Below are 12786 nucleotides of genomic sequence, written 5' to 3'. Positions count from 1 at the left end.
TGTCTTCGGTTGGCCTGCGGATGCCCCTTTAAATTAGGGGCTGCGCGGTGAACGACAAATGCCCACCTACGCAGTTGTTACGCAATAGCAGCCTATTTCCGTCGCAGATGTTCATCCAGACGGGGAAAGATTTCGACGAAATTGCAGGGGCGGTGGCGGAAATCGAGTTGCTTGGCGAGGATTTCGTCCCAAGCGTCCTTGCAGGCTCCGGGGCTGCCGGGCAGGGCAAAGAGGTATGTGCCGTTAGCGACGCCGCCAGTTGCGCGGCTTTGAACCGCACTCGTGCCGATTTTCTGCATCGAGATGATGGTAAAGATCGTGCCGAAGGCGTCGATCTCTTTCTCATACACGTCACGATGCGCCTCGACAGTGACATCACGGCCGGTCAGGCCGGTGCCGCCTGTGCTGATGACCACGTCGATATCAGGGTCTGAACACCACGTGCGTAGCTGGTCCGCAATCTGGTCGCGTTCGTCTGGGATGATCCTGCGGTCGGCGAGTGAGTGGCCCGCGGTCGTCAGCCGGTCGACCAGGGTGTTGCCGGATTTGTCATCGTCAATGGTCCGGGTGTCCGAAACCGTCAGGATTGCGATGCGTGTCGGCAGAAAGTCCTTGGTTTCGTCTATGCGGCTCATGGGCGAAGTCCTGTTATTGCGACACGTGCAGCGATAGCGCCAAATATGCCAGCTGTGACATAACGCAGGCCGCGTTCAATGCGGGCGTTGCGTGCCAACCAAGGGCCAACGGTGCCAGCCGACGCGCCAACCATTGCCTTTACCGAAAAGTTCAGCAGCGCAAGCGTCACGCCGAAAATCAGGAATTGCGGGAAGATCGCCAGCGTTGGATCAACGAATTGGGGCATGAAGGCCAGTACAAAGAGGATCGCGGAAGGGTTCGAGAGGTTCACGATTAAACCGTCTCGATAGGCGCGTGCCGGACGGATGGTCCGGGTGTTTGCCCCGGCTAAAGGTGTGCGCAGGGTTTTCCATGCGAGCCACAGCAAATAGGCAACACCGATCCAGCGGACGATGCCAAATACCCAAGGTGCTGCGGATACGATGATCCCCAGACCTGCGCCAGCCAGTGCTGAATTGATCACGTTGCCGGTCGAGATGCCTGCCGCAGCGGCAAGCGCGGCGCGCCGCCCGGCACGCAGGCCTTGCGCCATGGTGAAGAGCGTATCCGGACCGGGTGTCAGCACCAAAGCCAAAGCGGCCGGAAGGAACGCGAGGAACAGCGCAAGATCAACCATCGAGGTCCCTTAGCTTGGATTTGAGGCTGAGCAGGTCCTCCCACGCGCCGCGTTTGGCGTGGGGCTGCCGCAGCAGGTAGGCAGGGTGCAGCATGGGGATTACCGGCAAGCCAAGGGCTTCGTGCCACTGACCGCGCAAGCGAGTAATGCCGCGTTTCTGCAAGAGCGCCTGACAGGAGTGGTTGCCCATGGCAATTAGGACCTTGGGCTGAGCCAGTTCGATGTGGCGTTTGACGAAAGGCAGCATCATCGCCATTTCGTCGGGCTTTGGGTCGCGGTTTTGCGGCGGACGCCACGGCAGGACATTGGTGATGTAGACGTTTTGCGCGCGTGTCATGTCGATGGCGGCAAGCATTCGATCCAAAAGCTGACCTGCGCGTCCGACAAAAGGTTTCCCTTCGCGGTCTTCGTCGCGCCCCGGGGCTTCGCCGACAATCATCAGAGGCGCGCCTGCGACCCCATCGGCAAAGACGAAATTGCGCGCGCCTTTCTTCAGGTCGCAATGATCGAAGGATGCTTGGGCGTCTGCCAACGCCTCAAGCGATGGGGCCGTAGCAGCAAGGCGCGTGGCCTCGGCCACTGCATCGATTTCGGGTTCCTGTGCTGGAATGGGCGGCACGGATTTCATGGCGGCGGGCGCTGCTGCCTTGGCGGCGCGGGCTTCTGCCTCGACCTCGTAGCGATTGACCGGGACGTCACCAATCGCCTCGGTCGCGCCAAGCTCTACCTGCCAGTCCAGCGCCGCGCGGGCGATATGCCAATCCATTGATTCCACCGGGTGAAGCTATGGGCGCGGGGCGGGGTGGTCAAATGCCTTGCCGCCCGAATGACCACCGTCTAAGACGCGAGGCCAAGGGAGTACGCGATGACAACACGGTTGCAGCACCTTCTGGGGATTGAATCCCTGCACCCCAACGACATCACCGCGATTCTGGATTTGGCAGACAGCTATGTGGATTTGAACCGCCGTCAGGTGAAACACACCGATGCGCTGGCGGGGCTGACGCAGATCAACATGTTCTTTGAAAACTCGACCCGCACGCAGGCGTCGTTTGAGTTGGCCGGTAAACGGCTGGGTGCCGACGTGATGAACATGGCGATGCAAACCAGTTCGGTCAAAAAGGGTGAGACGCTGATTGATACGGCGCTGACGCTCAATGCGATGCATCCTGATTTGCTGGTCGTGCGGCATCCGCATTCCGGTGCGGTGGACCTGTTGGCGCAAAAGGTGAATTGCGCGGTTCTGAACGCAGGCGACGGCAAACACGAGCATCCGACGCAAGCCTTGCTGGACGCACTGACGATCCGGCGCGCCAAAGGGCGTCTGCATCGTTTGTCCATCGCGATCTGCGGGGACATTGCGCACAGCCGCGTAGCGCGGTCGAATATCCTACTGCTCGGCAAGATGGAAAACCGCGTGCGCCTCATCGGGCCGCCGACCTTGATGCCGTCGGGGATGTCAGAGTTTGGCGTCGAAGTGTTTGAGGATATGGCCGAGGGCCTGCAGGACGTGGACGTCGTGATGATGCTGCGCCTTCAGCGTGAGCGGATGGATGGCGGGTTTATTCCGTCAGAGCGTGAATACTACCACCGCTATGGGCTGAACGCCGAGAAGCTGGCACATGCCAAGCCAGACGCGATTGTCATGCATCCCGGACCAATGAACCGGGGTGTCGAGATCGACGGCGAAATTGCTGACGATATCAACCGCTCGGTCATTCAGGAGCAGGTTGAGATGGGCGTTGCCGTGCGCATGGCCGCGATGGACCTGTTGATGCAGTCGCGTCGCGCGCAGCCGGAAGGGGTGATGGTGTGAGCACCGCAACCCGATCAGATGCCGGGTCAACCCAAAGCCTGGATGCGGGACCTGATCCTTGGGCGGGTCTTTTGGACAAAGATGAGCGCATTCTTTGGCAGGGACAGCCAGATGGAGCGACTGGTCTGAAGACGTCGTCGTTCTTCAAGATACCCTTCGCGCTGTTCTTTACTGGGTTCTCCATATTCTGGATGGCGATGGCATCACAGGGCGGCGGCTTTTTCTGGATGTTTGGCCTGCTGTTTTTTGGTGTCGGCGTGTCGATGTTGTTCTGGGAAGTTTTTGGCGGGGCGATCACCCGCAAGAGTAGCCATTACACGCTGACGACGAAGCGCGCGTTCATTGCCACCAATCTGCCCATTCAGGGGAAGCGGTTAAAGAGCTATCCGATTGACGCGGACACCCCTCTTGAGTTCCGCGATGGGATTTTTCCATCCGTCATTTTTGCCACGGAGTCCAAGCGCGGTGAAAACGGGGCCTATGACGTCGATGTGGGATTTGAAGGCATTTCTAACGGACGCAGGGTGTATTCGCTTTTTCGTGCGATCCAACGAGGCGATTATCAGGAGCCGGAGACATGAGCAGTGTAACGGTGAAACCAGCCGAAAGCGGTCTGATCCGGGTTTTTGCAATATCGGTGCCGCCGAATGAATTTCTAGGGCGCTCGGCTGAAGAAAATCGGGCGTGGCTTGGGATGGCCTTGGGCGGCGCGGCGCTGGGCGAGACGGCGGAGGTGTTTGCTGTCAGTGAACTCGAAGAGCTTGGGCTTGTCGGTTATCTGAGGGACGGGCAAGGCGTGCCGGAAGAGGCTCTGGCTGCAGATCGGGCCAAGCTCTCGGCGCTGTCGGGCTGGGTCGCTGTTGTTCCGTCTTCGGCATTTTCGGATGAGGGTGGAACCTATGACCTCGCGCCTGAGGTGACCTTGATCGGGACCTATGCCGAGGATGGTGTGGATTGGACCGGTGAAGCCCTTGCGGCGCAAAGCGCGGCACCGTTTTCGTCAGCACCACTGCCGGGGAAAAAGGCAAAGTCGGACGCCCGGATCGGGGGGATGGTTGCGACGGCGGTCTTGCTGTTTCTGGCGGCATTTGTCGTGGTCTTTATCTGGCTGGCGGGGTGAGCATGAACGAGGTTTTCGGCAACGCGAAGATTGTTGATCCCGGCCAAGGACGGGTGATCACCGGCACGGTCGTCGTGCGCGACGGTGTGATTGCAGACGTCGTCGAGGGTGCTTTGGATAACGGCGTGACGGTCGATTGCGGTGGGCATTATCTTGCCCCCGGCATCGTGGATATCGGCGTGAAAGTTTGCGAGCCGGGCGAGCGTCACAAGGAAAGCTTTGGGTCGGCTGGGGCTGCTGCGGCGGCAGGCGGGGTGACTACGATGGTCACGCGTCCTGACACAACGCCCGATATTGATACGCCGGAGGTGTTGGAGTTCCAGACGCGCCGCGCGACCGAGGCCAGCCCGGTGCGCATCGCGCCGATGGCCGCACTGACCAAAGGCCGCGAAGGCCGCGAGATGGTCGAGATTGGATTTTTACAGGATGCGGGCGCGGTGGCATTCACGGATTGCGACCGGGTGGTCGAGAACACCAAGGTGTTCTCGCGCTGCCTGACCTATGCGCGGTCGCTTGGTGCGCTGGTAATGGCCCACGTGCAGGAGCCGGGGTTGTCCACAGGAGCGGCGGCAACGTCGGGCAAGTTTGCGTCTTTGCGCGGTATCCCGGCGGTCACGCCGATGGCCGAGCGGATGGCGCTGGACCGGGACATTGCGCTGATCGAGATGACAGGCGCGCGGTATCATGCGGACCAGATTACGACGGCGCGGGCGTTGCCTGCGCTAGAGCGGGCCAAGAACAATGGTCTGGATATGACAGCAGGGGTGTCGATCCATCACCTGACGTTAAACGAGCTGGACGTGGCGGATTACCGGACGTTTTTTAAGGTCAAGCCGCCGCTGCGGTCCGAGGATGATCGGATCGCCGTGATTGAGGCGGTGAAGTCGGGTCTGATCGATTGTATCAGTTCGATGCACACGCCGCAGGATGAAGAGTCTAAGCGGCTCCCCTTTGAGGTCGCCGCATCGGGGGCCGTGGGGCTGGAGACATTGCTGCCTGCGGCGTTGCGCCTGTTCCATGCAGGGCAGTTGGATTTGCCGACGTTGTTTCGAGCGCTGTCTTTGAACCCTGCGAAACGGCTCGGTCTGCCACAAGGGCGGATGGAAAAGGGCGCGCCTGCGGACCTGATCCTATTCAACGCGAATACGCCCTTTGTGCTGAATCGCGAGACCTTGCGCTCAAAATCCAAGAACACCCCATTTGATGGGGCACGGATGCAAGGGCGGGTGACTGGGACATGGGTCGGTGGGCGCCGCGTGTTCGGAGGTGACAATGCCTGAGTTGGTGTCGAGCCTTCCGGTTCTGTTGCTTTGGGCGGCTATTGGATATCTTGCCGGGTCGGTCCCGTTTGGCATCGTCTTTGCGCGGCTCTTTGGGTTGGGCGATCTGCGCGCCATTGGATCGGGCAATATCGGGGCGACCAATGTGCTGCGCACCGGCAACAAGCTCGCTGCTGCGCTGACGCTGATCTTTGACGCGGGCAAGGCCGGGATGGTCGTGCTGATCGCGCGTCTGTTAGTGGCGGACGATGCCGCGCAACTGGCTGGGCTGATGGCGTTCTTTGGCCATTGCCTGCCGGTGTGGCTGCGCTTTCAGGGGGGCAAGGGCGTTGCGACCTTCATTGGTCTGATGCTTGCGCTGTGGTGGCCTGCTGGGATCGCGGTGTGTTTGACGTGGCTCGCTGTGGCGGCGGTGACGCGGTATTCGTCGTTGTCTGCGTTGGTGGCAGCGGTGTTGTCACCCGTTTGGATGGCGGTGACGGGGTATCCGCAAGGCGTAGCGCTGGGCGTGGCGCTGGCGGCGCTGATTATCTGGCGACACGGCGAGAATATTGCGCGGCTGCGGGCCGGGACCGAGAGTAAGATTGGGAAAAAATCTTAGACGCTCCGTTTGCTGAGCAGAGCGACTGCGCAACGAGTCCCGTTGCGCCGCGCCGAACCGCCCCCACGGGGCGGCGCGATTGCGCCACCCCTCGGTTCGGCGCTATCTGAACGGAGGTTGCCTAAGACTTTCGATCCCGCAGGAACAAATAGAGCGGCAGGCCGCAGCTCACCCCAATGCAGAATGTCGCCGGGATCGCGAGCAGGCGCAGCCAGTCGCGTTTCGTCACCGCCTCGTAAATCACCCAGATCGTCAGCGTGACCGCTGCAACCGTCAGATCCCAGACCAGCCCCGAGGTCGCGTCATTGACGTGCCACGCATCGACCATGGCCATGATCGACCAGCCGTTTTCTTGAAACCACGCGATGAAATAGCTCATCGGGTGGATGGTGCCCCAGACGGCGAGGGCGAGCCAAAGCCAGCGGATCACAGGTTTAGACCCACAGAGAATGGCCCACGCCGCGCGCCAACCGATGCGTTCGGGCTGATCCCCCCCGGGCCGATGGACACGCCGAGGTTTGCGGTGGGGCGGATCGGGGGATCGTCAGCACCACAGGCGGCGAGGCCCAACAAAACGATCAAAGCGACCAGAGTTCTCATGCCAAAATCTCCTTCCACCTGGCGACCTGCGTGCGGACCTGATCTGGGGCTGTACCGCCATAGGACATGCGAGAGGCAACCGATGCCTCAACTGACAAAACGTTATAGACGTCTTCGGTGATCTGCCCATGAACCGATTGCATCTGCGCAAGCGTGAGGTCGGGCAGGTCGACGCCTTCACCCTCGGCCAGGGCCACGAGCGAGCCGGTGACGTGGTGCGCATCGCGGAACGGCATGCCAAGGACCCGGACCAACCAGTCGGCCAGATCGGTCGCCGTGGAAAACCCGCTGGCGGCCGCATGGCGCAGGCTGTCGCGGTTGGCTTCCATGTCTTTGACCATGCCCTCCATCGCGGCGAGCGCCAGCATGAGGTTGTCGGCGGCGTCAAAGACTTGTTCTTTGTCTTCCTGCATGTCCTTGGAATAGGTCAGGGGCAGGCCCTTCATCACGGTCATCAATGCGACGTTCGCCCCGAAAATGCGGCCAATCTTGGCACGGATCAGTTCGGCGGCATCGGGGTTCTTTTTCTGCGGCATGATCGACGAGCCGGTCGAGAACCGGTCAGACAGACGCACAAACCGGAACTGGGCCGACGACCAGATCACAAGCTCCTCTGCCAGCCGCGACAGGTGCATCGCGCAGATGCTGGCGGCCGCCAAAAACTCCAGCGCGAAATCACGGTCGGCCACGGCGTCGAGCGAGTTGGACATCGGCCCGTCGAAGCCAAGCGCCTTGGCGGTCATTTCGCGGTCAATCGGGAATGACGTACCCGCAAGTGCGGCGGCTCCCAGTGGCGAATAGTTCATCCGGCGGCGGGCATCTTCCATCCGGGACAGGTCCCGCGACAGCATCTCGACATAAGCCATCATGTGATGGCCCCATGTGACCGGTTGTGCGGTTTGCAGATGGGTGAAACCGGGCATGACCCAATCGGCTCCGGCCTCGGCCTGACCCAGCAGGGCCACCATCAGCGCACGAATGCCAGTGATCGAGGCGTCGACCTGATCCCGCACCCAAAGGCGGAAATCGGTGGCGACCTGATCATTGCGCGACCGGCCTGTATGCAGGCGGCCGGCGGGTTCCCCGATGATTTCCTTGAGCCGCGCTTCCACGTTCATGTGGATATCCTCCAGAGCGGTCGAAAACTGAAACGTTCCGGCCTCAATCTCTGACAAGACTGTGAGAAGCCCTTCCCGGATGGCCTCTGCGTCCTTATCCGTAATGATGCCTGTGGCGGCGAGCATCGCTGCATGGGCACGTGAGCCGTCGATGTCCTGGCGCGCCATCCGTTGGTCGAAACCGATCGAGGCATTGATCGCCTCCATGATCGCGTCTGGTCCGGCGGCAAAGCGCCCGCCCCACATCTGGTTTGCGGAAGAGGTCATAGAAGGAAGCACCCATGCGGTTCGTATTGTCTGCCTTGCTCTATCTTTCTGTTGTCACGAGCGCAAACGCGCTCGACATCCCGGCGCTTGAGGCGCTGCGTGAAGGGGAGATGAAAAAGCTGAACTTCCATAGCGAACCGCAACCCGTATCGGACGCTGCGTTCTATCTTCCTGATGAGACAGAGCATTTTCTGTCGAACTACGAAGGCAAATTCGTTTTGCTGAATTTCTGGGCAACGTGGTGTGCGCCATGCCGCCACGAGATGCCGATGCTTTCGGAATTGCAGTCTGAATTCGGTGGCGACGATTTTGCAGTTGTTACCATTGCAACGGGGCGCAACAAAATTGCGGGTATGACCAAATTCTTTAATGAAATCGGGGTCGACAATTTGCCGTATTATCGCGATCCAAGACAAAGAGTGGCGCGAGATATGGCTGTTCTCGGTCTTCCGATTACCGTGATTATCAATCGAGAAGGTCAGGAAATCGCGCGCATGCAAGGTGACGCCGACTGGGCGAGCGACAGCGCGAAGGCGATTATTTCGACCCTGAGACAACCTGCGGAAATAAATTAGAGGTTGTAACAACTCTGCCAATGGTTGCGGAATTTCGCCGTGTTCTGGCGGCAATCCCAAGGGGCTTTAACGGTTTATTGTTTTCTTTTATAAAAGTATGGGGAGCATTTTTTCGGTCCTCAACCACTCTACTAAGGAAAACAACATGGCAGATATCGATCTGCAGACAATGAGCAAGGAAGAGCTCGTTTCGCTGCAAAAAGATGTAACCAAGGCGATTGCCAGTTACGATGAACGGGTCAAAGCGGAGGCGCTTGCCAAGCTGGAAGCCACGGCCAAGGAAATGGGATTTTCTTTGTCTGATCTGACTGGCGGAAAAAAGGCGGGTAAGATTAATCCGCCAAAATATCGGAACCCGAATGATCCGACAAAAACCTGGACCGGACGTGGGCGTCAGCCTGCCTGGATCAAGGAAGCCCTGGCAGCAGGAAAAGACCTTGATGAACTGGCGATTTAACGCGCCAGTTTTTTGACTTCGGAGTGCCTGTGGCAACCTTGTGTGTGGTTGTTGAACAGGCCACAGGCCTCCATCCATGCATAGACGATCGTGGGACCGCAGAATTTAAACCCGGCTTTCTTCAGATCTCGGGAAATCTGGGTGCTGAGCGGTGATTGCGTGGGGACATCCGCCTGAGTTGCATAATTCCCCTGTAGCGGCTGACCGTCGACATAGCGCCACATGAAGGCGCTGAAATCCTCAATTTCCAGATAGGCACGCGCGCCAATTATCGCGGCCTCAATCTTGCCCCGGTGGCGGACAATGCCGGGGTTCTGCAAAAGGCTTTGCACCTCGGGTTCGCCCCAGTTTGCGATGGTTTCCGGGTCGAACCCTGCAAAGGCCCTGCGAAATTCGTTGCGTTTCCTCAGAATTGTGATCCAGCTGAGCCCAGCCTGAAACCCGTCAAGCACAAGCTTTTCCCAAAGCGCGCGTGCATCGTATTCGGGAACACCCCATTCGGTGTCGTGATAGGCGATATAGATCGGGTCGGGGCCGACCCACGTGCAGCGCGGCTTTGATGGTGCAGTGTCTTGCATTTTACAGGTTTACGCCGCCTTAGGCTGTTTTGTGCAGTCTCGCATCAAAGTGGCAGATTGCGAGCGAGGCACAATGGCAAAGCGTCCCGGGAACCGATTGGGGGAGGGCCCTGTCGATCCACTGAGCGAAGCAGTCAGTCAGAGGGACCGTCGCGTGGTGGACATGGTCAAGGATGCGTTGGCCACCAAACGCGCGGTGTTGGCATATCAGCCGGTGGTGCAGTCCACTGTACCCAACAGGGTCACTTTTCATGAAGGTCTTGTGCGGATCATGGACCCGGCAGGGCGACCGATCCCCGCGCGCGATTTCATGTCCGAGGTCGAGGATACAGAAACCGGACGTCAGATTGACTGTCTGGCATTGGAACTGGGGTTGCAGACATTGGCTCAAGAGCCCGATGTCCGATTGGCCATCAACATGTCTGCGCGGTCCATCGGATATGCGCCGTGGATGCGAGTGCTAGAAGCAGGGCTGGCGCAAAGTCCGCTGATTGCGGAGCGGCTGATCCTAGAGATCGGAGAGCGTAGCGCGATGACAACGCCCGAGCTTGTCACGAGCTTTATGCGCGAATTGCAGGCCAAGGGAATTTCCTTTGCCTTGGATGATTTCGGTGCTGGGCTGACCAGCTTTCGCTACCTTCGGGATTTCTTTTTCGACATCGCCAAGATCGACGGACGTTTTGTTCGCGACATTGCGCAAAGCCCGGAAAATCAGGTGGTGGTCGAGGCGTTGGCCGCCGTCGCGCAGCTTTTTGGTATGTTCACCGTCGCAGAAAGCGTTGAGAGCGACGAAGACGCAACGGTTCTGGCGGATATGGGGATTGATTGCCAACAAGGATATCACTTTGGCGCGCCCAGCCTGCAGCCGCCATGGCGGAGCAAAACCAAGAAATCTGCGTAACGCTTTACCCTGCGGCATATTCACCGAATGATTGCAGGATGGCCCCGTACACCGTATCAGGCGCGCAATTGGCGGGGCCAGCCCGCTTTGTGACGGCTCCTGCTCCGCCTTGACTGATAGACGGAACTGCAAGGAGTCCCCCCACATGACCAACGTCGTCATCGCATCCGCCGCCCGTACTGCCGTTGGCAGCTTCGGTGGTTCGTTCGCCAATACCCCTGCTCACGACCTTGGCGCCGCGGTGCTGGAAGAAATCGTGGCGCGTGCGGGCATCGCGAAAGAGGAGGTCTCCGAGACCATTCTGGGTCAGGTTCTGACCGCTGCTCAGGGCCAAAACCCTGCGCGTCAGGCCCATATCAACGCAGGTTACGCCAAAGAAGCGGCCGCCTGGGGCATCAATCAGGTTTGTGGTTCTGGCCTGCGCGCGGTTGCTCTGGCTGCTCAGCACATCCAACTGGGTGACGCCGAAATCGTGGCCGCCGGTGGTCAAGAAAACATGACGCTGTCGCCCCACGCTGCGCATCTGCGTGCCGGTCACAAGATGGGCGATTTGAAATACATCGACACAATGATCCGCGATGGACTGTGGGACGCTTTCAACGGCTACCACATGGGTCAAACCGCCGAAAACGTGGCCGAGCAATGGCAAATCTCCCGCGACATGCAGGATGAATTCGCTCTGGCGTCGCAGAACAAAGCCGAAGCTGCGCAAAAGGCTGGCAAGTTCGACGATGAGGTCATGGCGTTCACAGTGAAGACCCGCAAAGGCGATATCGTTGTCGATAAGGACGAGTACATCCGCCACGGCGCGAGTATCGAAGCGATGCAGAAAATGCGCCCGGCCTTCACCAAAGACGGATCGGTGACTGCCGCTAACGCATCCGGCCTGAACGATGGCGCTGCTGCGGTGCTCTGCATGAGCGCGGATGAAGCCGAAAAGCGCGGCATCGAGCCACTGGCGCGCATCGCATCCTACGCAACCGCAGGTCTTGACCCGTCCATCATGGGTGTCGGCCCGATCCACGCCTCGCGCAAGGCGCTGGACAAAGCAGGTTGGTCGGTTGGTGACCTGGATCTGGTCGAAGCCAACGAAGCCTTTGCCGCGCAGGCCTGTGCCGTGAACAAGGACATGGGTTGGGACCCATCGATCGTAAACGTCAACGGTGGCGCGATCGCCATCGGTCACCCAATCGGTGCCTCGGGCTGCCGGGTTCTGAACACGCTGCTTTTCGAAATGAAGCGTCGTGACGCGAAAAAAGGTCTGGCCACGCTTTGCATCGGTGGCGGCATGGGTGTCGCGCTCTGCGTCGAGCGCCCATAAAAAGACCATTTGCGGGTGCGGCAAATGCTGCACTCGCAAAATATTTCAGGTAATAATCTTGCGCAACGCATAACCCTGACATAACAAGATTACGCAAAGAAAATTCCAAGGAGACTTCCATGTCCCGTGTTGCCCTAGTCACCGGCGGATCGCGCGGTATCGGCGCATCCATCTCGAAAGCCCTGAAAGCAGACGGTTTTACCGTTGCCGCAACTTATGCTGGGAATGACGAGGCCGCTGCAGCCTTTACCGAAGAAACAGGCATCAAGACCTACAAATGGAACGTCGCTGACTACGACAGCTCCAAGGCCGGTATCGAACAAGTCGAGGCTGACCTTGGCCCAATCGACACCGTGATCGCCAACGCGGGTATCACCCGTGACGCGCCATTCCACAAAATGACGCCTGAACAGTGGCATCAGGTGATCGACACCAACCTGACGGGCGTGTTCAACACAGTGCACCCAATCTGGCCCGGTATGCGCGAACGCAAGTTCGGGCGCATTGTCGTGATCTCATCGATCAACGGTCAAAAAGGTCAGTTCGCTCAGGTGAACTATGCCGCGACCAAAGCGGGCGATCTGGGCATCGTAAAATCGCTGGCGCAGGAAGGCGCGCGTGCAGGTATCACTGCGAACGCAATCTGCCCCGGCTACATTGCGACCGAAATGGTCATGGCAGTGCCTGAAAAGGTGCGTGACTCGATCATCGCGCAAATTCCTGCGGGCCGTTTGGGCGAGCCAGAAGAAATCGCGCGCTGCGTGTCGTTCCTTGTCAGCGAAGATGCTGGTTTCATCAACGGTTCGACGATCTCTGCCAACGGTGCGCAGTTCTTCGTCTAAGGCGATCTGACGTTAGAAAGTCAAAAGGGCCGCCCAAAAGGGCGGCCCTTTTTCATGC

At 59.2% G+C, this 12786-nt stretch carries 17 protein-coding genes; 10 read left to right on the top strand and 7 right to left on the bottom strand.

Annotated elements, in window-relative coordinates:
• Positions 1-92: 92 nt before the first annotated feature.
• Genes moaB through FE702_RS10005 form a run of 3 tightly spaced genes read right to left on the bottom strand, consistent with a single transcriptional unit; the run spans position 93 to position 2018 of the window.
• The gene (gene moaB / locus FE702_RS10015) at positions 93-635 is read right to left on the bottom strand and encodes a molybdenum cofactor biosynthesis protein B (RefSeq protein WP_147126086.1); all 543 of its coding nucleotides are present in this window, start codon (positions 633-635) and stop codon (positions 93-95) included.
• Positions 632-1252 (bottom strand): LysE family translocator, encoded by a 621-nt coding sequence (locus tag FE702_RS10010; protein ID WP_147126085.1) that lies wholly within the window; start codon positions 1250-1252, stop codon positions 632-634. The genes moaB and FE702_RS10010 overlap by 4 nt, the downstream gene beginning before the upstream one ends.
• Positions 1245-2018 carry a uracil-DNA glycosylase gene (locus FE702_RS10005; RefSeq protein WP_430303172.1) on the bottom strand — a complete coding sequence of 258 codons (774 nt, stop codon included), beginning with the start codon at positions 2016-2018 and terminating at the stop codon, positions 1245-1247. Before FE702_RS10005 ends, FE702_RS10010 begins: the two co-directional genes overlap by 8 nt.
• A gap of 99 nt (positions 2019-2117) precedes the next feature.
• On the opposite strand from FE702_RS10005, the gene FE702_RS10000 reads away from it, so the two are divergent.
• From FE702_RS10000 to plsY, 5 genes are read left to right on the top strand one after another with little or no spacing between them, the layout of a single operon-like run.
• Positions 2118-3068 carry an aspartate carbamoyltransferase catalytic subunit gene (locus FE702_RS10000; RefSeq protein WP_147126083.1) on the top strand — a complete coding sequence of 317 codons (951 nt, stop codon included), beginning with the start codon at positions 2118-2120 and terminating at the stop codon, positions 3066-3068.
• On the top strand, positions 3065-3649 hold the full coding sequence (locus FE702_RS09995; protein WP_255449648.1) for an aspartate carbamoyltransferase catalytic subunit: 585 nt from the start codon (positions 3065-3067) through the stop codon (positions 3647-3649). Before FE702_RS10000 ends, FE702_RS09995 begins: the two co-directional genes overlap by 4 nt.
• Positions 3646-4188, top strand: coding sequence for a hypothetical protein (locus FE702_RS09990; RefSeq protein ID WP_147126082.1), 543 nt, complete (start codon positions 3646-3648; stop codon positions 4186-4188). The genes FE702_RS09995 and FE702_RS09990 overlap by 4 nt, the downstream gene beginning before the upstream one ends.
• Before the next feature lie 2 nt (positions 4189-4190).
• Positions 4191-5468: a dihydroorotase gene (gene pyrC / locus FE702_RS09985; protein ID WP_147126081.1), complete on the top strand. Its 1278-nt coding sequence runs from the start codon at positions 4191-4193 to the stop codon at positions 5466-5468.
• Positions 5461-6069 (top strand): glycerol-3-phosphate 1-O-acyltransferase PlsY, encoded by a 609-nt coding sequence (plsY, locus tag FE702_RS09980; protein WP_147126080.1) that lies wholly within the window; start codon positions 5461-5463, stop codon positions 6067-6069. Before pyrC ends, plsY begins: the two co-directional genes overlap by 8 nt.
• Before the next feature lie 121 nt (positions 6070-6190).
• On the opposite strand, the gene FE702_RS09975 is transcribed toward plsY, so the two are convergent.
• The 3 genes from FE702_RS09975 to argH are packed head-to-tail and all read right to left on the bottom strand — an operon-like array spanning position 6191 to position 8054.
• Positions 6191-6496 (bottom strand): DUF2834 domain-containing protein, encoded by a 306-nt coding sequence (locus tag FE702_RS09975; RefSeq protein WP_147126196.1) that lies wholly within the window; start codon positions 6494-6496, stop codon positions 6191-6193.
• A complete protein-coding gene (locus FE702_RS18620; RefSeq protein WP_186827043.1) occupies positions 6496-6669 on the bottom strand; it encodes a hypothetical protein in 174 nt (57 codons plus the stop codon). The genes FE702_RS09975 and FE702_RS18620 overlap by 1 nt, the downstream gene beginning before the upstream one ends.
• On the bottom strand, positions 6666-8054 hold the full coding sequence (argH, locus tag FE702_RS09970; protein ID WP_147126079.1) for an argininosuccinate lyase: 1389 nt from the start codon (positions 8052-8054) through the stop codon (positions 6666-6668). Before argH ends, FE702_RS18620 begins: the two co-directional genes overlap by 4 nt.
• A gap of 14 nt (positions 8055-8068) precedes the next feature.
• On the opposite strand from argH, the gene FE702_RS09965 reads away from it, so the two are divergent.
• Together FE702_RS09965 and FE702_RS09960 are read left to right on the top strand one after the other, a co-directional pair.
• Entirely contained in the window at positions 8069-8629 is a 561-nt protein-coding gene (locus FE702_RS09965) for a TlpA family protein disulfide reductase (protein ID WP_147126078.1), read from the top strand.
• A gap of 145 nt (positions 8630-8774) precedes the next feature.
• On the top strand, positions 8775-9086 hold the full coding sequence (locus FE702_RS09960) for an H-NS histone family protein (protein WP_147126077.1): 312 nt from the start codon (positions 8775-8777) through the stop codon (positions 9084-9086).
• On the opposite strand, the gene FE702_RS09955 is transcribed toward FE702_RS09960, so the two are convergent.
• On the bottom strand, positions 9083-9664 hold the full coding sequence (locus FE702_RS09955) for a DNA-3-methyladenine glycosylase I (RefSeq protein WP_147126076.1): 582 nt from the start codon (positions 9662-9664) through the stop codon (positions 9083-9085). The genes FE702_RS09960 and FE702_RS09955 overlap by 4 nt on opposite strands.
• A 73-nt stretch (positions 9665-9737) precedes the next feature.
• Between FE702_RS09955 and FE702_RS09950 the strand changes: the two genes are divergently transcribed.
• From FE702_RS09950 to phbB, 3 genes are all read left to right on the top strand, one after another.
• Positions 9738-10565, top strand: a complete 828-nt coding sequence (locus FE702_RS09950; RefSeq protein WP_147126075.1) for an EAL domain-containing protein — start codon at positions 9738-9740, stop codon at positions 10563-10565.
• A 145-nt stretch (positions 10566-10710) separates the two neighbouring features.
• Positions 10711-11886, top strand: coding sequence for an acetyl-CoA C-acetyltransferase (locus FE702_RS09945; protein WP_147126074.1), 1176 nt, complete (start codon positions 10711-10713; stop codon positions 11884-11886).
• A 119-nt stretch (positions 11887-12005) separates the two neighbouring features.
• Positions 12006-12728, top strand: a complete 723-nt coding sequence (gene phbB / locus FE702_RS09940) for an acetoacetyl-CoA reductase (RefSeq protein WP_147126073.1) — start codon at positions 12006-12008, stop codon at positions 12726-12728.
• The last annotated feature ends 58 nt before the right edge of the window (positions 12729-12786 follow it).

This window comes from Shimia ponticola, from assembly GCF_007995215.1.
GTDB classification, from domain to species: Bacteria; Pseudomonadota; Alphaproteobacteria; order Rhodobacterales; family Rhodobacteraceae; genus Shimia_B; species Shimia_B ponticola.
Note: the sequence above shows the minus strand (reverse complement) of the source record. Positions and strands in the feature narration are given on the sequence as shown.

Excerpts from the sequence above, each read along its gene's own strand:
- argH (WP_147126079.1), bottom strand. The coding sequence starts at position 8,054 with ATGACCTCTTCCGCAAACCAGATGTGGGGCGGGCGCTTTGCCGCCGGA.
- plsY (WP_147126080.1), top strand. The coding sequence starts at position 5,461 with ATGCCTGAGTTGGTGTCGAGCCTTCCGGTTCTGTTGCTTTGGGCGGCT.
- FE702_RS09960 (WP_147126077.1), top strand. The coding sequence starts at position 8,775 with ATGGCAGATATCGATCTGCAGACAATGAGCAAGGAAGAGCTCGTTTCG.
- FE702_RS10005 (WP_430303172.1), bottom strand. The coding sequence starts at position 2,018 with ATGGATTGGCATATCGCCCGCGCGGCGCTGGACTGGCAGGTAGAGCTT.
- FE702_RS09990 (WP_147126082.1), top strand. The coding sequence starts at position 3,646 with ATGAGCAGTGTAACGGTGAAACCAGCCGAAAGCGGTCTGATCCGGGTT.
- FE702_RS09955 (WP_147126076.1), bottom strand. The coding sequence starts at position 9,664 with ATGCAAGACACTGCACCATCAAAGCCGCGCTGCACGTGGGTCGGCCCC.
- FE702_RS10000 (WP_147126083.1), top strand. The coding sequence starts at position 2,118 with ATGACAACACGGTTGCAGCACCTTCTGGGGATTGAATCCCTGCACCCC.
- FE702_RS10010 (WP_147126085.1), bottom strand. The coding sequence starts at position 1,252 with ATGGTTGATCTTGCGCTGTTCCTCGCGTTCCTTCCGGCCGCTTTGGCT.
- pyrC (WP_147126081.1), top strand. The coding sequence starts at position 4,191 with ATGAACGAGGTTTTCGGCAACGCGAAGATTGTTGATCCCGGCCAAGGA.
- FE702_RS18620 (WP_186827043.1), bottom strand. The coding sequence starts at position 6,669 with ATGAGAACTCTGGTCGCTTTGATCGTTTTGTTGGGCCTCGCCGCCTGT.
- FE702_RS09950 (WP_147126075.1), top strand. The coding sequence starts at position 9,738 with ATGGCAAAGCGTCCCGGGAACCGATTGGGGGAGGGCCCTGTCGATCCA.
- FE702_RS09945 (WP_147126074.1), top strand. The coding sequence starts at position 10,711 with ATGACCAACGTCGTCATCGCATCCGCCGCCCGTACTGCCGTTGGCAGC.
- phbB (WP_147126073.1), top strand. The coding sequence starts at position 12,006 with ATGTCCCGTGTTGCCCTAGTCACCGGCGGATCGCGCGGTATCGGCGCA.
- FE702_RS09965 (WP_147126078.1), top strand. The coding sequence starts at position 8,069 with ATGCGGTTCGTATTGTCTGCCTTGCTCTATCTTTCTGTTGTCACGAGC.
- moaB (WP_147126086.1), bottom strand. The coding sequence starts at position 635 with ATGAGCCGCATAGACGAAACCAAGGACTTTCTGCCGACACGCATCGCA.